Source organism: Paenirhodobacter sp. (assembly GCF_047600745.1).
GTDB lineage: Bacteria > Pseudomonadota > Alphaproteobacteria > Rhodobacterales > Rhodobacteraceae > Rhodobacter.
Window position 1 is genome coordinate 1,378,762 of sequence record NZ_JASGKI010000004.1, and the last position, 24,973, is coordinate 1,403,734.

22 protein-coding genes are annotated in these 24,973 nt (G+C 67.9%); 12 read left to right on the forward strand and 10 right to left on the reverse strand.

Going from position 1 to position 24,973, the window contains the following annotated elements; all coding sequences use genetic code 11:
• The first annotated feature begins 128 nt into the window (after nt 1-128).
• From lptF to QM789_RS15525, 7 genes are read left to right on the forward strand one after another with little or no spacing between them, the layout of a single operon-like run.
• Nucleotides 129-1,244 carry an LPS export ABC transporter permease LptF gene (gene lptF, locus QM789_RS15495; protein WP_420352746.1) on the forward strand — a complete coding sequence of 372 codons (1,116 nt, stop codon included), beginning with the start codon at nt 129-131 and terminating at the stop codon, nt 1,242-1,244.
• Complete coding sequence (gene lptG / locus QM789_RS15500) at nt 1,241-2,344, forward strand: LPS export ABC transporter permease LptG (protein ID WP_420352747.1); 1,104 nt, start codon at nt 1,241-1,243, stop codon at nt 2,342-2,344. The genes lptF and lptG overlap by 4 nt, the downstream gene beginning before the upstream one ends.
• Nucleotides 2,344-4,524 carry an LPS-assembly protein LptD gene (locus QM789_RS15505; RefSeq protein ID WP_420352748.1) on the forward strand — a complete coding sequence of 727 codons (2,181 nt, stop codon included), beginning with the start codon at nt 2,344-2,346 and terminating at the stop codon, nt 4,522-4,524. The genes lptG and QM789_RS15505 overlap by 1 nt, the downstream gene beginning before the upstream one ends.
• A 34-nt stretch (nt 4,525-4,558) precedes the next feature.
• Nucleotides 4,559-5,794: a peptidylprolyl isomerase gene (locus QM789_RS15510; protein ID WP_420352749.1), complete on the forward strand. Its 1,236-nt coding sequence runs from the start codon at nt 4,559-4,561 to the stop codon at nt 5,792-5,794.
• Nucleotides 5,791-6,780 carry a 4-hydroxythreonine-4-phosphate dehydrogenase PdxA gene (gene pdxA, locus QM789_RS15515; protein WP_420352750.1) on the forward strand — a complete coding sequence of 330 codons (990 nt, stop codon included), beginning with the start codon at nt 5,791-5,793 and terminating at the stop codon, nt 6,778-6,780. Before QM789_RS15510 ends, pdxA begins: the two co-directional genes overlap by 4 nt.
• Nucleotides 6,780-7,619, forward strand: a complete 840-nt coding sequence (gene rsmA, locus QM789_RS15520) for a 16S rRNA (adenine(1518)-N(6)/adenine(1519)-N(6))-dimethyltransferase RsmA (RefSeq protein ID WP_420352751.1) — start codon at nt 6,780-6,782, stop codon at nt 7,617-7,619. The genes pdxA and rsmA overlap by 1 nt, the downstream gene beginning before the upstream one ends.
• A gap of 15 nt (nt 7,620-7,634) precedes the next feature.
• Nucleotides 7,635-7,925, forward strand: coding sequence for an alkylphosphonate utilization protein (locus QM789_RS15525; protein ID WP_420352752.1), 291 nt, complete (start codon nt 7,635-7,637; stop codon nt 7,923-7,925).
• 560 nt (nt 7,926-8,485) lie between these two features.
• Here QM789_RS15525 and QM789_RS15530 read toward each other — a convergent pair.
• The 3 genes from QM789_RS15530 to prfA form a co-directional block, all read right to left on the reverse strand.
• Nucleotides 8,486-9,157, reverse strand: a complete 672-nt coding sequence (locus tag QM789_RS15530; RefSeq protein ID WP_420352753.1) for a DUF4167 domain-containing protein — start codon at nt 9,155-9,157, stop codon at nt 8,486-8,488.
• A gap of 256 nt (nt 9,158-9,413) precedes the next feature.
• Nucleotides 9,414-10,259 carry a peptide chain release factor N(5)-glutamine methyltransferase gene (gene prmC / locus QM789_RS15535; RefSeq protein WP_420352754.1) on the reverse strand — a complete coding sequence of 282 codons (846 nt, stop codon included), beginning with the start codon at nt 10,257-10,259 and terminating at the stop codon, nt 9,414-9,416.
• A complete protein-coding gene (gene prfA / locus QM789_RS15540) occupies nt 10,256-11,311 on the reverse strand; it encodes a peptide chain release factor 1 (protein ID WP_420352755.1) in 1,056 nt (351 codons plus the stop codon). The genes prmC and prfA overlap by 4 nt, the downstream gene beginning before the upstream one ends.
• A 111-nt stretch (nt 11,312-11,422) precedes the next feature.
• Here prfA and QM789_RS15545 point away from each other — a divergent pair, with 111 nt between their 5' ends.
• From QM789_RS15545 to tpiA, 4 genes are all read left to right on the forward strand, one after another.
• Nucleotides 11,423-11,788 carry an SUF system Fe-S cluster assembly protein gene (locus QM789_RS15545; RefSeq protein WP_420352756.1) on the forward strand — a complete coding sequence of 122 codons (366 nt, stop codon included), beginning with the start codon at nt 11,423-11,425 and terminating at the stop codon, nt 11,786-11,788.
• A gap of 15 nt (nt 11,789-11,803) precedes the next feature.
• Complete coding sequence (locus tag QM789_RS15550) at nt 11,804-12,898, forward strand: alkene reductase (protein ID WP_420352757.1); 1,095 nt, start codon at nt 11,804-11,806, stop codon at nt 12,896-12,898.
• 30 nt (nt 12,899-12,928) lie between these two features.
• Nucleotides 12,929-13,279 (forward strand): HesB/IscA family protein, encoded by a 351-nt coding sequence (locus QM789_RS15555; RefSeq protein WP_420352758.1) that lies wholly within the window; start codon nt 12,929-12,931, stop codon nt 13,277-13,279.
• A 94-nt stretch (nt 13,280-13,373) separates the two neighbouring features.
• Nucleotides 13,374-14,111, forward strand: a complete 738-nt coding sequence (gene tpiA / locus QM789_RS15560; protein ID WP_420352759.1) for a triose-phosphate isomerase — start codon at nt 13,374-13,376, stop codon at nt 14,109-14,111.
• Between the two features lie 121 nt (nt 14,112-14,232).
• Here the strand turns inward: tpiA and QM789_RS15565 are convergent, their stop codons facing one another.
• Nucleotides 14,233-15,144 (reverse strand): AEC family transporter, encoded by a 912-nt coding sequence (locus QM789_RS15565; protein WP_420352760.1) that lies wholly within the window; start codon nt 15,142-15,144, stop codon nt 14,233-14,235.
• Between the two features lie 585 nt (nt 15,145-15,729).
• On the opposite strand from QM789_RS15565, the gene QM789_RS15570 reads away from it, so the two are divergent.
• Nucleotides 15,730-18,519, forward strand: coding sequence for a bifunctional aconitate hydratase 2/2-methylisocitrate dehydratase (locus tag QM789_RS15570; protein WP_420352761.1), 2,790 nt, complete (start codon nt 15,730-15,732; stop codon nt 18,517-18,519).
• A gap of 300 nt (nt 18,520-18,819) precedes the next feature.
• Here QM789_RS15570 and QM789_RS15575 read toward each other — a convergent pair whose 3' ends face one another.
• From QM789_RS15575 to QM789_RS15600, 6 genes are read right to left on the reverse strand one after another with little or no spacing between them, the layout of a single operon-like run.
• Nucleotides 18,820-19,716: an electron transfer flavoprotein subunit alpha/FixB family protein gene (locus tag QM789_RS15575; protein WP_420350339.1), complete on the reverse strand. Its 897-nt coding sequence runs from the start codon at nt 19,714-19,716 to the stop codon at nt 18,820-18,822.
• Entirely contained in the window at nt 19,716-20,474 is a 759-nt protein-coding gene (locus tag QM789_RS15580; protein ID WP_420350338.1) for an electron transfer flavoprotein subunit beta/FixA family protein, read from the reverse strand. The genes QM789_RS15575 and QM789_RS15580 overlap by 1 nt, the downstream gene beginning before the upstream one ends.
• A gap of 5 nt (nt 20,475-20,479) precedes the next feature.
• The gene (locus tag QM789_RS15585) at nt 20,480-22,294 is read right to left on the reverse strand and encodes an enoyl-CoA hydratase family protein (RefSeq protein WP_420352762.1); all 1,815 of its coding nucleotides are present in this window, start codon (nt 22,292-22,294) and stop codon (nt 20,480-20,482) included.
• The gene (locus QM789_RS15590) at nt 22,291-22,704 is read right to left on the reverse strand and encodes a PaaI family thioesterase (protein WP_420352763.1); all 414 of its coding nucleotides are present in this window, start codon (nt 22,702-22,704) and stop codon (nt 22,291-22,293) included. The genes QM789_RS15585 and QM789_RS15590 overlap by 4 nt, the downstream gene beginning before the upstream one ends.
• Nucleotides 22,704-23,783, reverse strand: coding sequence for an acyl-CoA dehydrogenase family protein (locus QM789_RS15595; RefSeq protein WP_420352764.1), 1,080 nt, complete (start codon nt 23,781-23,783; stop codon nt 22,704-22,706). The genes QM789_RS15590 and QM789_RS15595 overlap by 1 nt, the downstream gene beginning before the upstream one ends.
• A 5-nt stretch (nt 23,784-23,788) precedes the next feature.
• Entirely contained in the window at nt 23,789-24,973 is a 1,185-nt protein-coding gene (locus QM789_RS15600; RefSeq protein WP_420352765.1) for an acyl-CoA dehydrogenase family protein, read from the reverse strand.

A 24,973-nucleotide genomic window follows, 5' to 3' on the forward strand; every position in this document is an offset into this window, starting at 1 on the left:
GCTGGCGCGGCTTTCGCGCGCGGGGCAGGCCCGACCGGCGACCCGGCGCGGGCGCGCGAAACCCGGGGCTTTCGCGCGCCCGCGCCGCGGGGTAGACAGGGGGAAACAGGCAAACCCCGGACCGGACAGTGACTCAGCTCGACCGATACCTTTTTACCCGGCTGACGGCGCTTTTCGGCTTTTTCGCGCTGGTGCTGGTCTCGGTCTATTGGGTGAACCGGGCGGTGTCGCTGTTCGACCGGCTGATCGGTGACGGGCAGACCGCCTGGGTTGTGCTGGAATTCACCCTGCTGACGCTGCCCAATGTGGTCCGGCTGGTGCTGCCGATCGCGGGATTCGCGGCGACGATCTATGCGATCAACCGGCTGAGCGCGGATTCCGAACTGGTGGTGATGCAGGCGACGGGGGCTTCGCCCTGGCGGCTGGCGCGGCCGGTGGCGCTGTTCGGGATCATGGTGGCGGTGCTGATGATGGTGCTGGTGCATGTGCTGGTGCCGGCCTCGCGCGCGAAGCTGGCCGAGCGGCAGGCCGAGGTGGCCGAGAACGTCACCGCGAGCTTCCTCAGCGAGGGCAGCTTCCAGCATCCCGCGAAGGATGTGACGATCTACATCCGGCAGATTTCGGCCCGGGGCGAATTGCTCGACCTGTTCCTGTCCGATGCCCGCGACGGGGCCGCGCGCACCACCTATACCGCCGAAAAGGCGCTGATCGTGCGCTCGGACACCGGGCCGAAGCTGATCATGCTGAACGGCATGGCGCAGACGCTGCGGGTCGCGGACGAGAGCCTCTCCATCACCCGCTTCGCCGATCTGACCTATGACATCGGCGCGCTGATCGGCAGCCGGGGGCGCAGCCGGATCAGTTGGGAGGAAGTGCCGAGCTGGCGGCTGATCGCGCCTTCGGACGCGCTTCTGGAACAGACCGGATCGACGGCGACCGAAGCGCTTTACGAGTTGAACGACCGGGCGGCGCGGCCGCTGATCGCGCCCGTCGCGGCGCTGATCGGGGCGGCGGCGCTGATGCTCGGGGGCTTTTCGCGCTTCGGCATGACATGGCAGATCCTGACCGCCGTGCTTGGGTTGATCGTGCTGCAATTCCTGTCGAATGCGGTGCAGGGCACGATCCGGGACAATCCGGGGCTCTGGGCGCTGGCCTATCTGCCGGCGGCGGTGGGTCTTGCGGCGGTGGCGGGGATGCTGTGGTGGGCCGGACGTCCGCGCCCGGTGCGGAGGGTGGCGCCATGACACTGGCCATCTACATCGCGCGGCGCTTCCTGCGCGCCTTTCTGATCGTGCTGGCGACCTTCTGGGGCATTCTGTTCCTGATCGAGATGGTCGAGAAGATCCGCTCCTTCGGCGCCCAGATCACGCTTGGCCAGGCGGCGCATCTGGCGGCGCTGGCGGTGCCGCAGTCGCTTTACACCATCCTGCCGATCCTGACGGTGCTGGCGGCGGTGCTGCTCTTCGTCGGCATGGCGCGGTCGTCGGAACTGGTGGTGATCCGGGCCGCGGGGATGCCCGCGCTGCGGATGCTGATCTCGCCGGTGCTGGTCGCCTTCCTGATCGGGGTGGTGGCGGTGGCGGCGGGCAATCCGATCGTCTCGGCCACCTCGAAACGCTATGAGGAACTCGCCGGGCGCTACCGTTCGGGCGGGGCGGAAACCGTGTCGATCGGCTCCGAGGGGATCTGGATGCGGCAGGGCATGGCGGACGACAGCGGCGAACAGGCGGTGATCCGCGCCACGCGCGCGAGCCTTGATGCCACGCATCTGAACGGGGTGACCTTCCTGATCTTCTCGCCCGAACATGGGCTGGTGCGCCGGATCGACGCGGATGCGGCGGTTCTGACCGGCCGGACCTGGCAGCTGACCGGGGTGAAGGACTGGCCGCTCGGCGCCTCGACCAACCCCGAACGCGATGCGGTGCGGACGGACAGTCTTTCCCTGCCCTCCGACCTGACGGCGGAGCGGATCCGCGACAGTTTCGGCACCCCCTCGGCGGTGCCGGTGTGGAAGCTGCCGGGCTTCATCAAGGGGCTGGAGAACGCCGGTTTCTCCGCCCGGCGGCATATGCTGTGGTTCCAGATGGAACTGGCGCTGCCGCTGATTCTGGCGGCGATGGTGCTGATCGCGGCGGGGTTCAACATGGCGCATGTGCGCTTCGGACAGACCGGGGCGATGGTGCTGCTGACGCTCGGGGCGGGGCTCGCGGCGTTTTTCCTGCGCAATATCGCGCAGGTTCTGGGTGATAATGGACAGATTCCGGTGGCGCTGGCGGCCTGGGCGCCACCGGCGATCGCGCTGATGTTGGCGCTTGCTCTGGTTCTGGCACGGGAGGACGGCTGATGCTGCGCAAGATCCTGCTGGCTTCCCTGATGACGACGGCGCTGGTCGCGCCGCTCAGGGCCGAGCCGCCGGGCGGCTATACCGCCGGTCAGGCGGACGAGGCCGCAACCCTCACCGCCGACCGGATCGTGCTGACCGGGCAGGACCGGCTGACCGCCGAAGGCGGGGTCGAGGTCTGGTGGAAGGACAACCACCTGACGGCGCGGCGGGTGGTCTATGACATGTCCGCCGACCGGCTGGTGATCGAGGGGCCGCTGCGGCTCGAACAGCCCGGGCAGGCCGGTTCGGTGCTGGTCGCCGATCAGGCCGAACTGTCGCGCGACCTGCAACATGGGGTGATGACCGGGGCGCGCATGGTGATGGCGCGCGAACTGCAACTGGCGGCGGCGCGGATCGAACGGCAGGACGGCACCGTCACTACGCTGGACAATGTGGTCGCCTCGTCGTGCCAGGTCTGCGCCTCCGACCCGACCCCGCTGTGGGAGATCCGCGCCCGGCACATCACCCATGACGCCGCCACGCAACAGCTCCATTTCCGGGATGCGCAGTTCCGCTTCATGGGCGTGCCGCTGATGTGGACCCCCGCGCTGCGCCTGCCCGATCCGACGGTCGAGCGCATGAGCGGCGTGCTGCGCCCCGAATTCCGGACGACGACGAACCTCGGCCCCGGGGTGAAGATCCCGTATTTCTTCGCGCTCGGCCCTTCGGCGGACCTGACGCTGACGCCCTATCTGTCGGCGAACTGGACCCGGACGATGGGGATGCGCTACCGGCAGGCCTTCGCGCCCGGGATGCTGACGGTCGAGGGCGCGGTCTCGAACGATTCGATCCGCGAAGGCGACACCCGCGGCTACCTCTTCGCCAACGGCAGCTTCGCGATGCCGGATGACTTCACGCTGGGCGTGCAGGTGCAGATGGCGACGGATGGCGGCTACCTGACCGATTACGACATCACCGACGACGACCGGCTGTGGTCCGGCCTCACGCTGGAAAAGGTGCAGCGGCAGGAGATGATCTGGCTGCGGATCGGCAACACCCATTCGATCCGCGAAGGCGAAAGCAACGCGACCCAGCCGATGGCCTCGGGCGATTTCGCCTGGACGCGGGTGTTCCGCCCGAACTGGATCGGCGGGGAGATGGCGCTCGACTGGGGCATCCACATGCACCGCCGGTCCTCGACCGACCCGTTCGACACCTCGCGGGATGACGATCTGGTGGCCGATGGGCGCGACATGCTGCGCACCTCGCTCGAAGCGGACTGGCGGCGGCAATGGCTGCTGCCGGGGGGGATCCTCGGGGCGACACTGGGCAATGTCGCGACCGACGTGATCTCGGTGAGGCAGGATGACGACTGGCACGGCGACCGGATCCGGGTGCTGCCCACGCTCGGGGCGGAGGTCCGCTGGCCCTGGGTCGCCGCCTCCGGCCGCGCAAGCAACGTGATCGAACCCGTGGCACAGGTGCTGTGGAGCCCGAACAACATCCGCCGCGTCCCGAACGAGGACAGCCTGCTGACCGAATTCGACGAAGGCAACATGTTCGCGATCTCGCGCTTTCCGGGGGCGGATGCGCGCGAACAGGGGCTGCGGGCGAACCTCGGGGCAAGCTGGACCCGGCTGGATGCGGCCGGGTGGTCGCTGGGCGTGACGGGGGGGCGCGTGCTGCGGGCAAAGAACCTGCGCCAGTTCCCCGAAGGCTCGGGGCTGTCGGGCACGCGTTCCGACTGGCTTCTGGGCACCACGCTGACGGCGGCGAATGGCTTCACGCTGGCGAACCGGGCGCTGTTCGACGACGATTTCGACTTCTCGCGCGAGGAGATGCGCATCGGCTACATGGCCGATGACTATCAGCTGGCGCTCGGCTATCTGTGGATGCGCGAGAACGCATTGGAAGGCCGGCCCGACGCGACCAGCGAATTGCTGCTGGAAGCGGGCTGGAAATGGACGGACGGCTGGCGCAGTTCGCTCAACACCCGCTACGACTTCACCGCCGAACGCGCCGCGAAGGCGGCCTTCGGGCTTGAATATGCCAACGAGTGCCTGGCGGTCGATCTTTCCCTCTCGCGTCGGTTCACGTCCTCCTCTAGTGTGGAGCCGGAAACGAGCGTGGGGATCTCGGTGCAGCTTGCCGGTTTCGGCGGCGGCACGAGGGCGGGCGCGGCGCAACAGGTCTGCCGCTGATCCGAGGGCGCAGGACAAGACGAACGGACGACGAATGACGAAGAAAGTGCGTTTCTCCCCGCTGCTGGCCGCGGCTCTGGCGATCGGAATGTCGGCGGCGGCACCCATGGCACAGGCGCAATCCGGACTGTTCGCCCCGGTGGTGACGGTGAACGGCATGGGCATATCGCGTTACGAACTGGAGCAGCGGGCCCGCTTCATGCAGCTGCTGCGCCAGCCGGGCGATGTGCGCGCAGCCGCCGAGAAATCCCTGATCGAGGACCGCCTGCGGCAATGGCAGGCGAAGCGCGACGGCGTTACCCTGAAGCCCGAGCAGATCCAGGAGGGGATGGAGGAATTCGCCGGTCGTGCGAAGCTGACGCGCGAGCAGTTCGTGGCGGAACTGACGCAGGCGGGCGTTTCGGAACAGACCTTCCGCGATTTCGTGCAATCCGGGATGCTGTGGCGCGAGGTGATCCGGGCGCGCTACATGGGCCGGGTGCAGGTTTCGGCTGCCGATGTGGCGCGCGCGAAGCTGGTCGAATCCGAACGCGGGCGCGGGACGCGGGTGCTGATGTCGGAAATCATCATTCCCAACCCGCCCGAACATGCCGCCGAGGCGCGCGCACTGGCCGAACAGGTGTCGCACCTGCGCGGCGAGGGCGAATTCGGCAATGCGGCGCGGCAGGTTTCGGCCACCGCATCGCGCGAACAGGGCGGGCGGCTCGACTGGGTTCCGTTGCAGAACCTGCCCCCGGCGCTGCGCCCGGTGATTCTGGCGCTGAAACCCGGCGAGGCGACGCAGCCGATCGAACTGGGCGGCGCCTGGGGGATCTTCATGCTGCGCGCGCTGGATGAGCGCGGCGCGGTGGGCGGACAGCCGCAAAAGCTGGGCTATGCGGTGCTGGCGCTTGGCACGCCGGGCTCGCAGCAGGCCGCCGATCTGGCGGCGCGGGTGGCGGCGGGGGCGAAGCGCTGCGACGATCTGTATACCGTCGCGAAGGATCTGCCCGCCTCGGTGCTGAGCCGGGTGGAACCGGCGGCGCAGGGCGCCATTCCGCAGGACATCGCCGTGGCGCTCTCGCATCTCGACATCGGCGAGACGACGACCCTGCAACGCGGCGGGCAGCAGGATCTGATCATGCTCTGCTCGCGCGAACATGCCGGGGACGAAGCGCAGATGCCGACCGACGACCAGATCCGCAACAACCTGCTGAACGAACGGCTGTCCAATTATTCGGAGAATTTCCTGGCCGATCTGGTCTCGGATGCGGTGATCACCCGGCCATGACGCGCGACCTGCCGGTGATCGTAAGCTGCGGCGACCCTTCGGGCATCGGCCCCGAAATCGCCGCCAAGGCGTGGGAGGTGCTGGGCGCGGCGCTGCCCTTCGTCTGGCTGGGGGATCCCGCGCATCTGCCGAAGGGCACGCCTCTGCGCGAGATCGCCGATCCGGCGGAGGCGATGCTGCATGCGGGCTCGGCCCTGCCGGTGCTGCCCCACCCCTTCCCCGCTGCCGCCATTCCGGGCCAGCCGGACCCGGCCAATGCGGCGGCTGTCATCGCCGTGATCGAACGCGCGGTGCGGCTGGTGCAGGCGGGCGCGGCGCTGGCCCTGACCACCGCGCCGATCCACAAGAAGGCGCTAAAGGACGGGGCGGGCTTTGCCTTTCCGGGCCATACCGAATTCCTGGCGCATCTGGCGGGCGGGGCCGAGGTGGTGATGATGCTCGCCGCCGAAGGCCCGCAGCCGCCGCTGCGCGTCGTGCCCGCAACCATCCACATCGCGCTGGCAGACGTGTCCCGCGCCTTCACGCCCGAGGTGCTGCGCGACACGATCCGCATCACCGCCGAGGGGCTGCGCCGCGATTTCGCCATCGACAATCCGCGCATCGCCGTCGCCGGGCTGAACCCCCATGCGGGCGAAGGCGGCGCGATGGGGCGCGAGGAAATCGACTGGATGCGCGACGTTCTGGAGGGGATGCGGGCCGAGGGCTTTGCCGTTTCCGGCCCCCTGCCCGCCGATACGATGTTCCACCCGGCGGCGCGGGCGCGCTATGACGCCGCCGTCTGCGCCTATCACGATCAGGCGCTGATCCCGATCAAGACGCTGGATTTCGACGGCGGGGTGAACGTGACGCTGGGCCTGCCCTTCGTGCGGACCTCTCCCGACCACGGCACCGCCTATGACATCGCGGGCACCGGCCGGGCCGACCCCGCCAGCCTGATCGCCGCGCTGAAGATGGCCGCGCGGATGGGCACGGCGAGGCGCGGCTGATGGCGGCGATCGACGGCCTGCCGCCGCTGCGCGAGGTGATCCGCGACCATGATCTGGTGGCGAAGAAGAGCCTCGGCCAGAACTTCCTGCTGGACCTGAACCTGACCGCCAAGATCGCGCGGGCGGCGGGGGATCTGTCGGGCTGCGATGTGCTGGAGGTCGGCCCCGGCCCCGGCGGGCTGACGCGCGGGCTTTTGGCCGAAGGGGCGCGGCGGGTGCTGGCGGTCGAGAAGGACCCCCGCTGCCTGCCCGCGCTGGCCGAGATCGCCGCGCATTACCCCGGGCGGCTGGAGGTGATTCAGGGCGACGCGCTGGAGGTCGATACCCGCGCGCATCTGACCCCGCCGATCCGGATCGCGGCGAACCTGCCCTATAACGTCGGGACCGAACTGCTGGTGCGCTGGCTGACCCCGCCCGACTGGCCACCGTTCTGGGACAGCCTGACGCTGATGTTCCAGAAAGAGGTGGCCGAGCGGATCGTGGCGAAGCCCGGCTCCAACCATTACGGGCGGCTGGCGCTGCTGGCGCAATGGCGCTGCGAGGCGCGGATCGTGATGATCCTGCCGCCCGAAGCCTTCACCCCCGCGCCCAAGGTCCATTCCGCGGTGGTGCATCTGAAGGCCCTGCCCGCGCCGCGCTACCCGGCCGATCCGAAGGTTCTCGAACGGGTGGTGGCGGCGGGCTTCAACCAGCGGCGCAAGATGCTGCGCTCTTCGCTGAAGGGGCTGCATCCCCGGATCGAAGAGCTGCTCGACGAAGCCGGCATCCCGCCGACCGAGCGCGCCGAGCGGGTGACGCTCGAACAATTCTGCCATCTGGCGCGGCTTCTGGCGCGCTGACTCCGGGGAGGGAAAATGTCCGACGAGGAATATGTCTACGACGAGGCCAGCGGCGAATGGCGCCCGGCGTCGGAAATGCAGGCCGCGGCCAGGGTGACGGTGCGCGATGCGTCGGGCAACGAACTGGCCGATGGCGATCAGGTCGTTCTGGTCAAGGATCTGAAGGTCAAGGGCACCAGCACCACGCTGAAACAGGGCACCGTGATCCGCGCGATCCGCCTGACCGACGACCCGGATCTGATCGACTGCCGCCACGACACGATCAAGGGTCTGGTGCTGCGCACCGAATTCGTCCGCAAGCGGTAACTCCGGCGAAGGCGTATCCGGCTTGCAGACGGCACGCCGGACCGCGCCCCCGGTCCACTCCCACAAGGGGGACAACGCCAGAGCCGATCTCAGTTTACCGTTCCCCACCCCCGCGAGGAGGACGGACAACGGGCGCCACCTATCCGGCCTCCACGGTGCCTATTTCGGTTCATCCCCGCGCGCGGGGAACAGAGTAGGCAGGTGCCATCCTGTTGGATTTCACCCGGTTTATTCCCGCGCGTGCGGGGAAGGGCCCGCCCAAACCGACGCCGGAATTCCGGACTGCGGTTCATCCCCACGCGCGCGGGGAACGGGAGGTCAGCGCCTGCAACGCCGCCGCACTCGCCGGTTCATCCCCGCGCGCGCGGGGAACGGGTCGACGGCGATTCTGACATGTTGTCGGCCACCGGTTCATCCCCGCGCGCGCGGGGAACGGGTCATCGGTTGGGATCTGGGCGCAGGTCTCGCCGGTTCATCCCCGCCCGCGCGGGGAACGGTCTTCCGTTGCGGGGGAAACCTGCCCCCGGATAGGATCAAGGCCGCCCGGAGGCGGCCTTTTTTCATTCGCCGGCGGCTTCGCCCGGAGCTTCGGCGGTGGCCTCTTCGCCCTTCGGGACGCGGGGCTTGCGCGGGCCGCGGCGGGTGCGGGGCCTTGGGCGCGCCGCCTCGTCCTCGGGGAGTTCGGCGACCGGGGCCGCCTGTTCCGCGGTTTCGACCGGCTCGGACAGGCCCGGTTCCGGCGTGGGTTCGGACGCGCGGCGGCGGGACGGCCGGGGTTCGGGCGCCGCCTCGGCTTCCGGCTCTACCGGTTGCGGGGCACGCGCCTCGGGCGTTTCGACCAGGCCCGGGCCTTCGTCCTCGGTCACCAGAGGCTCGGCGATCGGCGCCTCTTCGTAGCGGGGCTGATCGTCGCGCTCGCCACGCTCCGGCCGCTCGCGGCCATTCTGCTGATAGCTGCGCTGACGCTCTTCCTGCTCGCGCGCCATTTCGCGCTGCGCCTCGCCCAGCATCCGGGTGTAATGCTCGGCATGTTGCAGGAAATTCTGCTCGGCCACGCGGTCGTTGCCAAGCTGCGCGTCCCGCGCCAGCGCGAGATATTTGTCAATGATTTGCTGCGGCGTTCCACGCACCTTGCCCTCGGGGCCGGAGCTGTCGAAGACGCGGTTGATGATGTTGCCGATCGAGCGCTGGCGGTTCGACTTGTTGCGCGAACGGGATTTGGAAGATCTCATGGGCCTTCGTCGGTTGTGCCCTTCCGGGCGCTGAATTCGGGTCGAATATGGACCCGCACCATGGTCAGGGACTACGCCGCGGAAATCTTCCGCCGAGACCCCATGACCCGCACTGTGAGCTGAGCCGTGCGGTGAAATGAATTTCCTGCCGCACAACAGGGACTAAGCATTTCGGGCCGCAGCGTGCAAGGTCGAAATCCAAAGAATTCGCGGTTTTCCCCGGGTTTTCGGCCTGAAGCCGCCAGAAGTGCGGCGATCAGGCATCATCATGGCCGGGCTTGCGCGCGAAAACTGTGCGTGAACGACCGTCCAGATCGGGATGGACGGCAATCTCGGCGAATCCCTGCGCGGCGAGCATCCCCGACACGGCCTCCCCCTGAGTCGGGCCGATTTCCAGCACGATCCGCCCCCCCGGCAGCAGCCGCGCCAGCGCGCCCCGGCTGATCGCGCGATAGGCATCGAGGCCGTCGCCCCCCGGCGTCAGCGCGGCCAGAGGCTCCCAGTCGCGCACATCGGGCGCGAGCCCCGCCATTTCGTCGGCGGCGATATAGGGCGGGTTCGACACGATCAGGTCGAACCGCCCCGGCACCGCCGCGAACCAGTCCGAGGGCACGAAGCGCGCGCGCTCCGCCACGCCCAGCCGGGCGGCATTGTCCCGCGCGACGGCAAGCGCCTCGGGCGAAATGTCGGTGCCGGTGCCCATCGCATCGGGCATCCCCTTCAGCAGGCTGATCAGGATGCAGCCCGTGCCGGTGCCCAGATCCAGCACATTGGCGAAAGGCTCCGCCAGCGCCAGTTCCACCAAAATCTCGGTCTCGGGCCGCGGGTCCAGCGTCGCGCGCGTCACCCGGAATTCATGGCCCCAGAAGCGGCGTGTGCCGGTGATCTGCGCCACCGGCTGATGCGCCGCACGCGCGGCCAGCGCAGCATCGAACACCGCCCGCTGCGCATCGCTCAGATCGTCCTGCAAGGCGAGCGTCAGCCGCTCCGGCGGCACGCCCATCGCATGCGCCATCAGCCGCCGCGCATCGGTGGCCGCCCCCGCGATCCCGGCCGCAAGCAGCGCCCGCGTGCCGAGAACCAGCGCCTCCTGCGCCCTCACCCCTCCATCTCCGCCAGCTTCCGCGCCTGATCGTCGGCGACCAGCGCGTCGATCACTTCGCTCAAGTCGCCGTTCATGATCTGCGGCAGGGCGTAAAGCGTCAGGTTGATCCGGTGATCCGTCATCCGCCCCTGTGGAAAGTTGTAGGTACGGATCCGTTCCGACCGGTCGCCGGAGCCGACCTGCGATTTGCGGTCGGCGGCGCGGGCATCGGCGAGCCGTTCGCGCTCCATCTCATACAGCCGCGCGCGCAGCACGGCCATGGCGTTCGCCCGGTTCTGGTGCTGGCTCTTCTCCGAAGAGGTCACGACGATCCCGGTGGGCAGGTGGGTGATCCGCACCGCCGAATCGGTGGTGTTGACGTGCTGCCCACCCGCGCCGGACGACCGCATCGTGTCGATCCGAATGTCGCTGGCGGGGATGTCGATGTCGACCTCCTCGGCCTCGGGCAGGACGGCGACGGTGGCGGCGGAGGTATGGATCCGCCCGCCCGCCTCGGTCTCCGGCACGCGCTGGACCCGATGCACACCGGATTCGTATTTCAGCCGGGCGAAGACGCCCTCCCCCTCGATCCGCGCGACGGCTTCCTTCACCCCGCCAAGCTCGGAGGGCGTGAACTCCATCATCTCGAACCGCCAGCCCTGCGCCTCGGCATGGCGCTGATACATCCGCAGCAGATCGCCCGCGAAGAGCGCCGCCTCCTCCCCCCCGGTGCCGGGGCGGATTTCCAGAATCGCGGGCCGGGCATCGGCGGCATCCTTCGGCAGAAGCGCCAGCCGCAACGCCTGTTCCATCTCCGGAATGCGGGCGCGCAGGCGGGGCAGTTCCTCCTCCGCCAGCGCCTTCATTTCGGGGTCGGCAAGCCAGCCCTCGGCCTCCGCCACATCTTCCAGCGCCTGCCGATAGGCGGCGATTTCGTCCACCACGGGCTTCAGCTCGGAATATTCGCGCGACAGGGCGGCGATCTCGGCGGGCGCCGTGGTCGCGTTCAGCTTCGCCCCGACATAATCGAAGCGCTGCGCGATCTGGGCGAGTTTATCCATCGGAACCATGCCAAACCCTGTGGCGGTTTCGCGTCTGCGGGTCAAGACCCGCGCGGGGCGGGGTTTACCTGCGCGGCGGGTATTCTTATATGAATTGTCACCCTTGCCGGAGCGGACCCCATGACCACCGAAACCGAGCAGCCAGCCGAAGGCACGCCGCTGATCAAGCCCTCGACCACCGAGCATCCGTTGTATGACGCGATCGCCGACGCCTGCCGGACGGTCTTCGACCCGGAAATCCCGGTGAATATCTATGACCTCGGCCTGATCTACACCGTCACCATCAGCGATGAGAATGACGTCGACATCATCATGACCCTGACCGCGCCGGGCTGTCCGGTGGCGGGCGAGATGCCCGAATGGGTGCAGAACGCCATCGAATCCGTGCCGGGTGTGCGGTCGGTCAACGTCACCATGACCTTCGACCCGCAATGGGGGATGGACATGATGTCGGACGAGGCGCGGCTCGAACTGGGCTTCATGTAACCTGCGGAGGATCCGATGACGGACAAGCTGTTCACCCCGGGCCGCCTTGGCCGGATCGAGATCGCCAACCGCGTCGTGATGGCGCCGCTGACGCGCAACCGCGCCTTTGACCGGGTACCCACCGATCTGATGGTGGAATATTACCGCCAGCGCGCCGGGGCGGGGCTGATCGTCTCGGAGGGCACGCAGATTTCGCCGGTGGGTCAGGGCTATGCCTGGACGCCGGGGATCCACACGCCCGCGCAGGTCGCGGGTTGGCGCAGGGTCACCGATGCGGTCCATGCCGAAGGCGGCAGGATCGTGTGCCAGATCTGGCATGTCGGGCGGATTTCCCTGCCCGCGATCATCGAGGGTGGGCTGACGCCGGTCGCGCCTTCGGCCATCGCCGCGCGGGCGAAGACCTTTGACGGTACGAATTTCGCCGAAACCGGCGTGCCTCATGCCCTGACCCTCCCGGAAATCGAGGCGACGCTGGCCGATTATGCCCACGCCGCCGCCTGCGCGGTGGAGGCGGGCTTTGATGGGGTCGAGATCCACGCCGCCAACGGCTATCTGATCGACCAGTTCCTGCGCGATACCTCCAACGCCCGGACGGATGCCTATGGCGGGCCGATCGCCAACCGGGTGCGGTTCCTGCGCGAGGTGCTGGCCGCGGTGACCGGCGCGATCGGCGCGGACCGCACCGGGATCCGGGTCTCGCCCTGGTCGAATGCGAATGCCGTGGGGCTCGACAGCGACACCCCCGCCCTATGCGCCGCCGTGGCCGAGGTGCTGAACGCCCATGACCTCGCTTTCGTCCATGTCGTCGAGGGCCAGACCGGCGGGCCGCGCGACACGCCGGACGCCACGTTGGCGGCGTTCCGGGCCTCGCTCAAGGCGCCCTATATCGCCAACAACGGCTATACGCGCGAGATGGCGGTTTCCGCCGTCGCCTCGGGCCGGGCCGATGCGGTGGCCTTCGGACGGGCCTTCATCGCGAACCCCGACCTTCCGGCGCGACTGCGGGCCGATGTGCCGCTGACGCCCCCGCGCAAGGAATTCTTCTACGGCGGCGGCGCCGAGGGCTATACCGATTATCCCGTGCTGCCTGTTGCGGTGGGCCGGGCCTGAGCCTATCTTGACGCGAAAAGGAGACCGCCCATGTTCGCCATGCCCGGCAAGCCCCCCGTCACGCTGACCCCCGCCGCCATCGCGCAGATCGCGGCGCTGATGGCGCGCGAAAACGCGGCGGGCTTCCGGATCGGGGTGAAGAAGGGCGGTTGCGCGGGGATGGAATACACGATGGAGATCGCGCAGGAGGCCGGACCTGCCGATCTGGTGGTCGAAGACGGCCCTGCCCGCGTGCTCATCGCCCCCACGGCGCAGATGTTCATGATCGGCACCGAGATCGACTATGAAATCGGCGTGCTGGAATCGGGCTTCAAGTTCCACAACCCGAATGTCGTCGAAAGCTGCGGCTGCGGCGAATCGGTGAAGTTCCGCGACAGCTGACTCCGCTAGCGTTATCAGAAATTCTGCGGCGCTTTGCCCTTTGCGGGCGGGCGCCGCTTCGCCTAATCTTGCCCGGAAAATCCTGGAGGGACGGATGCGCAAGAAACTCGCGGCGGGTAACTGGAAAATGAATGGGCTGACGGCCAGCCTGACCGAGGTGGAGGCGCTGATTGCCGCGCATCCCGCACCGGGCTGCGAGGTGCTGCTGTGCCCGCCCGCAACGCTGGTCGCGGCGATGGCCGGGGTGGCGAAGGGCCGGATCGCGGTCGGCGGGCAGGATTGCCATGCCAAGGTCTCGGGCGCACATACCGGCGACATTTCCGCGCAGATGCTGAAGGATGCGGGCGCGAGCCATGTCATCGTCGGCCATTCGGAGCGCCGCGCCGACCATGGCGAGACGGACGCCATCGTCTGCGCCAAGGCCGCCGCCGCGCTGGCCGAGGGGCTGATCGCGGTCGTCTGCCTGGGCGAAACCGAGGCGGAACGCGATTCGGGCGCGACGCTCACGGTGATCGGCGCGCAACTGGCCGGTTCGGTGCCGGAGGCGGCGACGGGCGCCACCGTTGTCATCGCCTATGAGCCGGTCTGGGCCATCGGCACCGGGCGCACGCCCACGCTTGACCAGATCGCCGAGGTTCATGACTTCATCCGCGGCGAATTGGTGAAACGCTTCGGGACCGAGGCCGAAGGGTTCCGGCTGCTCTACGGCGGCTCGGTGAAACCGTCGAATGCGGCCGAGATCTTTGCCGTTTCCAACGTCGATGGCGCGCTGGTGGGCGGGGCCTCGCTGAAGGCCGCCGATTTCGGCGCGATCATCGCCGCCTTGGGCTGATCCCCGGGCAACGCGCCCTATGCCTGTCGTCCGAGCGTCTGCCGATGCCCGGACGCATGCGCTTTCCAAAGAACGGCCGGATCGTCGTGCCGACGAAGTGGGGCATGGCGGCGATCCGCAGCTAACCCGCCAGACCAAGAACCACCGGCATCGCGACGACCGCGATCAGCGTCTGCGCCGCGATGATCCCGGCCATCATCGGCGCGTCGCCTCCCAGCTGCCGCGCAAGGATATAGGAGGACGAGGCGGTCGGCAGGCTCTGGAACATCAGGAGCGCGAAGGTGACATCCGCGTCCAGCCCGAAGCCCCGCGCGAGGGCCCATGTCACCCCCGGCATCAGCCCGAACTTCGCCAGCGAGGACACCGCCACCGGCACGCCCCAGCCGCGCGCGCCCCGGAACTCCAGCGCCGCGCCCACGCACAACAGCCCGAGCGGCAGTGCCGCCGCGCCAAGCGCCTTCAGCGCCATATCCACCCCCGGCGGCAGGCCCAACCCCGTCAGCCGCAACACGATCCCCCCGGCACAGGCCAGGAGCAGCGGGTTGCGCGCCACATTGACCAGCGCGCCCCGGGCACTGACCGGCATCGCCCCATAGCGCGCGAAGACCAGCACGCTGAGCAGGTTGACGGTCGGCACGATGACCGCATTGCACAGCGCCGCATAGGCCAGCCCCTCCGCGCCGAAGAGGCCGGTGGCGAGCGTGACGCCGATGTAATTGTTGAACCGGATCGCGCCCTGAAACACCGAGGTGAACCCCGGCCCATCCACCCGCAGGAAAGGCCGCATCACCACCATCAGCGCCGCGACCATGACCAACGCGGCCACCAGAACGGCGGCGAAACGGAGCACCGGAATCCGGCCGAATTCCGCCGTGGCAAGGCCATGCAGGAACAGCGAGGGCAGCAGGATGAAATAGCCCAGCCGCTCCGCCTGCGGCCAGAATCCTTCGGCCAGGAACCGGCGCCGCCGCAACACCTGCCCCGCCGCGAGCAGCAGCGCAATCGGCAGGAGGGCCAGGAAAATGTCGGACACGATGAGAATCCCGCGGGTGACGGCGCAGCTTCCCCGTTTCCCGCGCGCGGGGCAAGGGCGACATGTCCCATCGGGTCACTACGCGCCCCCAAGGGGGCGCAGGGACCAAGGGTGTGCATGCAGCCCCACCGACAGGCCGAGGCACTTATCGCCGGGGGATCGCACCAGATTGCCGGTTCGCTTTGCCCCACGCCGCGAGGACAGGGGCCGGTTCCGAAGGCACCTACCTTCCGGAGCAACGTTTTGCCCCGCGCGGGATTAGCGGCGATCCTGACGAAGGCGCCCTGCCCCGCAGTGCGGCGCCGACAGAGTGCCCAGCCCGCATCGTTCCGGGTCGGGACGGTCCCGGCTTTCGGCCACAGCGCAGGCACGGCGGCATCCGATCCGCGCGCCCAGGAGGGTTTTCACCCGGTCCGGCGCGGAATAATCCGGATTTTCATCATGCCGGAGCGGCGCAGGGGCACCGGACCTCTTGCCACCGGCGGTTATTCGGCATACCTGTGCATACAATAGCTTGCCGCCGCTCGCCAACCTTCTGCCTTTCGGCGTCCAAGCGCAAGCCGGCACCGGATTGTAGGGATACTCATGAGCCTGTATAGCGACTACCTCACCGAGATCGAAACCCGCAAGGAACAGGGCCTCCACCCCAAGCCCATCGACGATGGCGCACTGGTGCAGGAACTGATCGCCCAGATCGAGGACGCCGGGAGCCCGCACCGGGCCGCTTCGCTGAATTTCTTCATCTACAACGTCCTGCCGGGCACGACCAGCGCCGCCGGCGTCAAGGCCGCCTTCCTCAAGAAGATCGTGCTGGGCGAAGCGGTGGTGCCGGAAATCACCCCGGCCTTCGCGCTCGAACTGCTGTCGCATATGAAGGGCGGGCCCTCGGTCGAGGTGCTGATCGACCTCGCGCTCGGCACGGATGCCGCGATCGCGGCGCAGGCGGCGGAGGTGCTCAAGACGCAGGTGTTCCTGTATGACGCCGACATGTTCCGCCTGCGCGACGCCTACAAGGCCGGGAATGCGGTGGCGAAGGATGTGCTGGAAAGCTACGCCAAGGCCGAATTCTTCACCAAGCTCCCGGATGTCGAAGACGAAATCAAGGTCGTGACCTATATCGCCGCCGAGGGCGATATTTCGACCGACCTGCTGTCGCCGGGCAATCAGGCACATTCGCGCTCGGACCGGGAACTGCATGGGCTGTGCATGATCTCGCCCGAGGCGCAGAAGGAAATCGTGGCGCTGAAGGCCGCGCATCCCGACGCGCGCGTGATGATGATCGCCGAGAAGGGCACGATGGGCGTTGGCTCGTCGCGGATGTCCGGGGTGAACAACGTCGCGCTCTGGACCGGGCGGCAGGCCAGCCCCTATGTGCCCTTCGTCAACGTCGCCCCGGTGGTTGCGGGCACGAACGGCATCTCGCCGATCTTCGCCACCACGGTCGATGTGACCGGCGGCATCGGCATCAACCTGAAGAACTGGGTGAAGAAGACGGATGCCGAGGGCAAGCCGGTCCTGAACGCCGACGGCAACCCGGTTCTTGAGCAGAAATATTCGGTCGCGACCGGCACCGTTCTGACCATCGACGTGAAGAACAAGAAGCTCCGCGATGCGGATGGCAACGAACTGGTGGATGTCTCGGCGGCCTTCACGCCGCAGAAGATGGAATTCATGAAGGCGGGCAGCTCCTACGCCATCGTCTTCGGCAAGAAGCTGCAAACCTTCGCGGCGGAAACGCTGGGGGTCGAGGCCACCCCGGTCTTCGCGCCGAACAAGGAAATCACCGCCGAGGGCCAGGGCCTGACCGCGGTCGAAAAGATCTTCAACCGCAACGCCGTGGGCGTGACCCCGGGCAAGGTGCTGCATGCCGGGTCCGACGTGCGGGTGCGGGTGAATATCGTCGGCTCGCAGGACACCACCGGCCTGATGACGGCGCAGGAGCTTGAGGCGATGGCGGCCACCGTCATCTCCCCCATCCTCGACGGCGCCTATCAGTCGGGCTGTCACACGGCCTCCGTCTGGGACAAGAAGGCGCAGGTGAACATCCCGAAGCTGATGTCCTTCATGAACAACTTCGGCGTCATCACCGCGCGCGACCCGAAGGGCGTCTATCATTCGATGACGGACGTGATCCACAAGGTGCTGAACGACATCACCGTGGATGACTGGGCCATCATCATCGGCGGCGACAGCCACACCCGGATGTCGAAGGGCGTGGCCTTTGGCGCGGACTCTGGCACCGTGGCGCTGGCGCTGGCCACCGGCGAGGCGACGATGCCGATCCCGCAATCGGTGAAGGTCACCTTCAAGGGCAAGATGAAGCCCTGGATGGACTTCCGCGACGTGGTGCATGCGACGCAGGCGCAGATGCTGAAACAGCATGGCGACAACGTGTTCCAGGGCCGGATCATCGAGGTCCATATCGGCACGCTGCTGGCCGACCAGGCGTTCACCTTCACCGACTGGACGGCGGAGATGAAGGCCAAGGCGTCGATCTGCATCAGCCAGGACGACACCCTGATCGAATCGCTGGAAATCGCGAAACACCGCATCCAGATCATGATCGACAAGGGCATGGACAATGCCGCGCAGACGCTGAAGGGCCTGATCGCCAAGGCGGACAAGCGCATCGCCGAAATCCGTTCGGGCGAAAAACCGGCGCTGGCCCCCGACGACAACGCGAAATACTTCGCCGAGGTCGTCGTGGATCTGGATCTGATCGACGAACCGATGATCGCCGACCCGGATGTGAACAACGCCGATGTGTCGCGCCGCTACACCCATGACACGATCCGCCCGGTTTCCTACTACGGCGGGACGAAGAAGGTGGATCTGGGCTTCGTCGGCTCCTGCATGGTGCACAAGGGCGACATGAAGATCGTCGCGCAGATGCTGAAGAACCTCGAAAAGGCGCAGGGCAAAGTCGAGTTCAAGGCGCCGCTGGTCGTCGCCGCGCCGACCTACAACATCATCGACGAGTTGAAGGCCGAGGGCGACTGGGAGATCCTCCAGCGCTACTCCGGCTTCGAATTCGACGACATGTTCCCGAAGAACACGGCGCGCACGGAATACGAGAACATCCTTTATCTCGAACGCCCCGGTTGCAACCTGTGCATGGGCAACCAGGAAAAGGCGGAGAAGGGCGATACCGTTCTGGCCACCTCAACCCGGCTGTTCCAGGGCCGTGTGGTCGAGGATTCCGCCGAGAAGAAGGGCGAATCCCTGCTGGCTTCGACCCCGGTCGTTGTTCTGTCCGCGATTCTTGGTCGGACGCCGACGGCGGAGGAGTATCGGGCTGCGGTGGAGGGGATTGACCTGACGCGTTTTGCGCCGCCGCTGGAAAAGCCCGCGGTTTCGCATTCGGTGCATTTCTGAGGACACATATGGCCCCTTCCGTCTCGGGCGGAGGGGGCTTCCTGGCTCTCACGCTCTGGGGGATCCTGTTTCGGGATGGTGCGGGCGCCCGTGTCGGCGGGGCCTTGGGCGTCCGGCCCGGCCTGCCGTTTGTTGTGCCGCGCGGTCCGGTCGGTCGGGCAGAAGGTCCGCCGGCGCCTGGAATACCGTGCAGCCCGGTCGGCCGGGCAAAAGGTCCGCCAGTGCCTGTGGTGCCGCGCGGTCGGCGATGCAAAAGGCCCCGCCGTTTCCGGCGGGGCCTGTTTTTCCGGGCGCAGGCCCTCAGATCTTCGCGGTCAATTCCGGGACGGCGGTGAAGAGATCCGCGACCAGGCCGTAGTCTGCGACCTGGAAGATGGGGGCTTCTTCGTCCTTGTTGATGGCGACGATGACCTTGGAGTCCTTCATGCCGGCGAGGTGCTGGATCGCGCCGGAGATGCCGACGGCGACATAGAGCTCGGGGGCGACGACCTTGCCGGTCTGGCCGACCTGGCGGTCGTTCGGCGCATAGCCGCTGTCCACCGCGGCGCGCGACGCGCCGACGGCGGCGCCCAATTTATCCGCAAGCCCTTCGATCAGCGCGAAATTCTCCTCCGACCCGACGCCGCGGCCACCCGAAACCACGACCTTGGCCGAGGTCAGCTCGGGCCGGTCGGACTTCGCCACCCGGTCCTCGACCCAGGCGGAAACGCCCGTGTCCGCCGCGGGCGCCACCGCCTCGACCGGCGCCGGGCCGCCCGCGCCCGCCGCCTCGAACGCCGTCGTGCGCACCGTCAGAACCTTCACCGGATCCGACGACCGCACCGTCTGGATCGCGTTGCCGGCATAGATCGGGCGCTCGAACGTCTCGCCGTCGACCACCCCGGTCACGTCCGAAATCACCATCACGTCGAGCAGTGCCGCCACCCGCGGCAGCACGTTCTTCGCCACCGCCGTCGCCGGCGCGACGATGTGGCTGTAGCCCGAAAGCGACACGATCAGCGCGGCCAGAGGCTCCGCCAGGCCATGCGCGCAGGCCGCGTCCTCCACCGCCAGCACCTTCGTCACGCCCGCCAGCGCCGCCACCGGCGCCGGGTCCACCCCCGCCGCAAGCACCGTCACCGGGCCGAGCTTCGCCGCCGCCGTCAGCGCCTTTGCCGTCGCGTCCAGACCCACATCCGCAATCAGAAGAACCGACATCAGAGCGCCCCCACTTCCTTCAGTTTCGCGACCAGCTCATCGACCGAGCCGACCTTGACCCCGGCCGAACGCCCCGCGGGCTCGGCCGTCTTCACCACCGTCAGCCGCGGCGTCACATCCACGCCGTAATCGGCCGCGGTCTTTTCGTCGAGCGGTTTCTTCTTTGCTTTCATGATGTTGGGCAAAGACGCATAGCGCGGTTCATTGAGCCGCAGATCCGCCGTGACGATCGCCGGCAGAGCGACCTCGATCACCTGCAAGCCGCCGTCGACCTCGCGCGTGACCTTCGCCCGGTCGCCCGCGACCACCACCTCCGACGCGAAGGTCGCCTGCGGCCAGCCCAGCAGCGCCGCCAGCATCTGCCCCGTCGCGTTCATGTCGTTGTCGATCGCCTGCTTGCCCGCGATGATCAGCCCCGGCTGTTCGTCCCGCGCCACCGCCGCCAGGATCTTCGCCACCGCCAGCGGCTCGATATCCGTCGCGACATCCTCGGACGCCACCACCAGAATCGCCCGGTCCGCCCCCATCGCCAGCGCCGTCCGCAGCGTCTCCTGCGCCTGCTTCACGCCGATCGAAACAACGACAACCTCGCTCGCAACGCCCGCCTCCTTCAGCCGGATCGCCTCCTCGACCGCGATCTCGTCAAAAGGATTCATCGACATCTTCACATTCGCAAGATCAACCCCACTCCCATCCCCCTTCACGCGAACCTTCACGTTGTAGTCAATAACTCGCTTGACTGGCACCAGGACTTTCATTGCTTTCACCTCTGTGTCATCTGAGCTGCGCGGCGCAGGGCCACGAACAACTCCTCCTGCATCCGGACAACGATGGCGGCCAGCGGCTCGGCGCGGTCGACCGCACCCAGGCTCTGGCCCGCGGACAGAACGCCCCGGCTGGCGTCCCCGGTTTCATAGGCCAGCCGCCCGATCGCGCCGCTGACCAGCGGCATCAGATCGGCGATCGTGGCATCGGGCTTTGCAGCCTCAAGCGCGGCCAGTTCCCGCATCGTGTCATTGGCGAGCGCGCGCACCGTGTTGCGGATCGTGTGCATGCCAAGCGCGGTGTCATTCTCGCTCGCGCGGATCAGCGCCTGCTTGTAGCCCGCATGCGCCCAGATCTCATCGGCCACCAGAAAGCGCGTGCCGACCACCGCCCCCGCGCCGCCCATGGTGAGGATCGCCGCCACCTGTCCGCCGGTGCCGACGCCGCCGCCGATCAGCCACGGGATCGTCAGCCGCGACCCGGCCAGCCCCGCGTTGACGAAGCTGCCGATCATGTCGAGCCCCGGATGCCCGCCGCATTCCGCGCCGACGATGGTGACCGCATCGACGCCCACCGCCTCGGCCTTGACCGCATGGCGCAGGCTGGCGACCTTGTGCAGCACCTTGATGCCAGCGTCGCGCAGGATCGGCAGCCAGGGTTCCGGGCTGCGGCCCGAGGTCTCGACGAAGCGCACGCCTTCTTCGGCGATCAGGCGAAAGACCTCTTCGGTGCGCTCGCCCTCGACCAGCTTCGGCAGCATCGAGACATTCACCCCGAAGGGCAGCCCCCCCACCATCTCGCGGCAGCGGCGGATCTCGGCGCGCAGCGCGGCGGAGTCCGGGAAGCTCGCGGCGGTGATGAAGCCGATGATCCCGGCTTTGGCCGCAGCGGCGACGTAATCGGCATTCGCCAGCCACATCAGCCCGCCCGCAACGATCGGCAGCCGGGTGCCGAACATCCGCGTCACCGGCGTGTCGATCAGCGGCGCGGGCAGCGGCACGGGCGCAGGCGCGACCGGCATGGCGGGAAAGGCGGGCGCGCGGCGTTCGCGGAAGGCGGCGATACCCTCCGCCGCCTCGGGCGCGCCAAGGGCCACGGCCATCGCGCGTTTTTCATTCTCCAACTGGCCGTCGAAGCTGCACTCGGAGGCCCGGTCGATCAGCGACAGGATCGCCGATTGCGCCGCCCGTGCGCCGCCCGCCAGTTCCGCCCCAAGCGCCAGCGCGGCATCGAGCGCCCCGCCCGCCGGAACGATCCGGTTGACCACGCCCAGATCGGCCAGCCGCTGCGCCGGGATCCGCCCGCCCAGAAGCGCGATCTCACTCGCGAATTGCGGCGGCAGCGCGCGCAGCAGCGAAGCCGTCGCCCCCCCGTCCGGCACCAGCCCCGCCTTGACATAGGCCATCGACATATAGCTGTCGTCCGCCGCGACGATCATGTCGGCGGCCAGCGCGATCGACGCCCCCGCCCCGGCGGCGCCCCCCTCAATGGCGGCGATCACCGGCTTCGGGCAGGACCGGATCCGCCGCACCACCGCATGCAGCGCCTCGATCCGCTCCGCGCGCCCCTCCGGCGGCAGGGCCGCGCGGGTGGCAAGCTGGTTCAGGTCGCCACCCGCGCAGAAGAACCCGCCCGCCCCTTGCAGGACGATATTGGCGATCTCCGGCGTGGACAGGGCCAGATCGAACCCCGCATGCAGCCCGTCATAGACATCCTGCCCCAGAACATTGCGCTTGCGCGGCAGGTTCAGGGTCAGGATCAGGCTCGGACCCCGCCGTTCAGACAGCACAGCCTCGGAAACAGTCTCTGTCATCGTTTCTCCAGGATCCGGAAGGTCGCGGTCGCCGTTGCCAGCAACCGCCCCGTTTCATCGCGCAGCTCGCTTTCGGCGAATTTCAGGCTGCGCCCGCCACCGGTGACCCGCCCCGTTGCGGTTACCCGGCCGGAGCTTACGCTGGCGATGAAGTTCACCGCAAGCGTCACCGTGACCGCCGCCCCGTCGATGTCGCCCATCGCCGCGCGCACGGCAATGCCACAGCCGTTATCGAGCAGCATCGACACGAAGCCGCCATGCAGCAGCCCCAGCCGGTTCAGGTGCTGCGGCCCGATCTCCAACGCGCAGACTCCGGTCTGATCGTCCGGAACCGACGAGCGATAGCCCACCAGCCTGCGCGATCCGGAACGGTCGATCGGCAGCAGATCGTCTTCGGACGGGTCCTGCATCAGGCGGCCTCGACGGGTTTCAGCCGCACCATCCGCAGCGCATGGTCCGCCCGGTCGCCCAGTTGATGGTCGATCATCACCAGGCGCTTGGCGTAATGCGAACCCGGATATTCCCAGGTCATGCCGATGCCGCCGTGCATCTGGATCGCCTCTTCGGCGATCTTCGTGCCCATCCGCCCGATCAGGTTCTTTGCCATCGACACCAGCCGCGCCTGATCCGGCGTGCCATAGCCCGCCGCCGCCGCGATGGTGATCGAGCGGCACTGTTCCAGTTCGACGACCATATCCACAACCCGGTGCTGCAACGCCTGAAAGGTCGCGATGGCGCGGCCGAACTGCTTGCGCTGCTTAAGGTAATCGACCGTCATGTCGATCAGAACCGCCATCGCACCCACCGCCTCGGCGCAAAGCGCGATCCGGCCAAGGTCCAGCGCATCCTCGATCTGCGCCCGCGCATCGGTCGAGAGGCAGTCCACCGCCAACCCATCCAGAACGATATCGGCGATGCCGCCGCCATCCACCGCCGCCGCCGCGATCAGCGCGGGCTTTTCGGCGAGGAACAGGCCCAGCCCCTCCGCCGTCTTCGCCACGATCAGGACATGATCCGCCCCCGGCGCGCCATAGACGGCGGATTTCCGGCCCGACAGTGCCCAGGCATCGCCCTCCTTGCGGGCGCTCGCCTCGATATAGCTCAGGTCGCAGGCCACATGCGGCTCGTAAACCGCCAGCGCACAGCGCGCCGCACCCGAGGCCACCGCCTCGGTCAGCTCACTGCGCCCGAACGCCGCCAAGAGCCGCAGCCCCATCAGCGCGCCCAGCATCGGCTCGACGCACAACGCGCGGCCCAGTTCCTCGAACACGACCATCGCATCCTCGGCGGTGCCGCCGAAGCCGCCCTCATCCTCGCTCAGAAAGGCCGACAGCGTGCCCAGTTCCGCCAGCCCCGCCCAGGCTTCCGCCGAGTGATAAGGCGCGGCATAGGCGACCTTGTTGCGCTCCTCGACGCTGCATTTATCCGCCAGAAAGCGGCGCAGCGTGTCGGACAGCATCTTGTGGTCTTCGGACAGGTTGAAATCCATCGCCCTCACCCCCGGAAAAGTTCTTTGGCAACGATGTTGCGCTGGATTTCGTTGGAGCCGCCGAAGATCGACAGCTTGCGGTGGTTGAAATAGACCGGCGCGGCGCGCGCGGCATCCGGCGGAACCGCCAGTTCGTTTTCCGACAGATCATCCGCATTCGGCGCCGCCAGCGGCCCGAGCGCCGAGCGATACAGATCCTGCAACGCCTGCCGGACCTGCGTGCCCTTGAGCTTCAGCAGCGAGCTTTCGATCCCTCCCGCCGCGCCGTCCTTGGTATTGGCCAGCATCCGCAGGTTGGTGATCCGCAGCGCCTCAAGATCCGCCTCGATCTCCGCCGCGCGGGCGGCATAGACCGGGTTTTCCGCCAGCGACCGCCCGTCGCGGGTGATCTGCGCCGCCAGATCGCGGAACCGCTCCAGATCGCGGATCGCATAGCCGACGCCCGCGATATTGGTGCGCTCATGCGTCAGCAGATATTTCGCGATGGTCCAGCCTTCGTTCTCCGCGCCCACCAGATTGGCAACGGGGATGCGCGCGTCGGTGAAGAAGACCTCGTTCACCTCATGGCCGCCTTCGATCAGCCTGATCGGCCGCATCTCCACGCCGGGGGTGTCGAGATCGACCAGCAGGAAGCTGATGCCCTCCTGCGGCTTGCCCTCGGTCGCCGTGCGCACGAGGCAGAAGATCCTGTTGGCGTGCTGACCGAGCGTGGTCCAGGTCTTCTGGCCGTTCACCACATAAACGTCCCCGTCACGCACCGCGCGGGTCTTCAGACTGGCAAGGTCGGACCCGGCGCCGGGTTCCGAATAGCCCTGACACCACCAGTCCTCGCCCGACAGGATGCGCGGCAGGATCTCGCGCCGCTGTTCCTCGGTGCCGAATTTGATCAGCACCGGGCCAAGCATGTTCAACCCGAAGGGCGGCATCCGGGGCGCGCCCAGAAGCGCGCATTCCTCGGAGAAGATATGCCGTTGCGTCGGCGTCCAGCCCGGCCCGCCGTATTCCGCGGGCCAGGTGGTGGCGAGCCAGCCCTTCGCGTTCAGGATCGCCTGCCAGCGCAGGAAATCCGCCCGCTCCAGTTCCTTGCCCGCCGAAACCTTTTCGGCGATGTCGCGCGGCAGGTTCTCCGTCAGGAAGCTGCGCACTTCGTCGCGGAAGGCGCGTTCTTCGTCGGTGAAGTCGAGATCCAT

Coding starts and splice junctions, on each gene's coding strand:
- QM789_RS15595 (WP_420352764.1), bottom strand. CDS start 23,783: ATGGATTTCAACCTGTCCGAAGACCACAAGATGCTGTCCGACACGCTG.
- tpiA (WP_420352759.1), top strand. CDS start 13,374: ATGCGCAAGAAACTCGCGGCGGGTAACTGGAAAATGAATGGGCTGACG.
- QM789_RS15505 (WP_420352748.1), top strand. CDS start 2,344: ATGCTGCGCAAGATCCTGCTGGCTTCCCTGATGACGACGGCGCTGGTC.
- QM789_RS15570 (WP_420352761.1), top strand. CDS start 15,730: ATGAGCCTGTATAGCGACTACCTCACCGAGATCGAAACCCGCAAGGAA.
- QM789_RS15550 (WP_420352757.1), top strand. CDS start 11,804: ATGACGGACAAGCTGTTCACCCCGGGCCGCCTTGGCCGGATCGAGATC.
- QM789_RS15545 (WP_420352756.1), top strand. CDS start 11,423: ATGACCACCGAAACCGAGCAGCCAGCCGAAGGCACGCCGCTGATCAAG.
- QM789_RS15600 (WP_420352765.1), bottom strand. CDS start 24,973: ATGGATCTCGACTTCACCGACGAAGAACGCGCCTTCCGCGACGAAGTG.
- pdxA (WP_420352750.1), top strand. CDS start 5,791: ATGACGCGCGACCTGCCGGTGATCGTAAGCTGCGGCGACCCTTCGGGC.
- QM789_RS15575 (WP_420350339.1), bottom strand. CDS start 19,716: ATGTCGGTTCTTCTGATTGCGGATGTGGGTCTGGACGCGACGGCAAAG.
- QM789_RS15510 (WP_420352749.1), top strand. CDS start 4,559: ATGACGAAGAAAGTGCGTTTCTCCCCGCTGCTGGCCGCGGCTCTGGCG.
- lptG (WP_420352747.1), top strand. CDS start 1,241: ATGACACTGGCCATCTACATCGCGCGGCGCTTCCTGCGCGCCTTTCTG.
- QM789_RS15590 (WP_420352763.1), bottom strand. CDS start 22,704: ATGCAGGACCCGTCCGAAGACGATCTGCTGCCGATCGACCGTTCCGGA.
- QM789_RS15555 (WP_420352758.1), top strand. CDS start 12,929: ATGTTCGCCATGCCCGGCAAGCCCCCCGTCACGCTGACCCCCGCCGCC.
- QM789_RS15580 (WP_420350338.1), bottom strand. CDS start 20,474: ATGAAAGTCCTGGTGCCAGTCAAGCGAGTTATTGACTACAACGTGAAG.
- QM789_RS15530 (WP_420352753.1), bottom strand. CDS start 9,157: ATGAGATCTTCCAAATCCCGTTCGCGCAACAAGTCGAACCGCCAGCGC.
- prfA (WP_420352755.1), bottom strand. CDS start 11,311: ATGGTTCCGATGGATAAACTCGCCCAGATCGCGCAGCGCTTCGATTAT.
- QM789_RS15525 (WP_420352752.1), top strand. CDS start 7,635: ATGTCCGACGAGGAATATGTCTACGACGAGGCCAGCGGCGAATGGCGC.
- QM789_RS15585 (WP_420352762.1), bottom strand. CDS start 22,294: ATGACAGAGACTGTTTCCGAGGCTGTGCTGTCTGAACGGCGGGGTCCG.
- rsmA (WP_420352751.1), top strand. CDS start 6,780: ATGGCGGCGATCGACGGCCTGCCGCCGCTGCGCGAGGTGATCCGCGAC.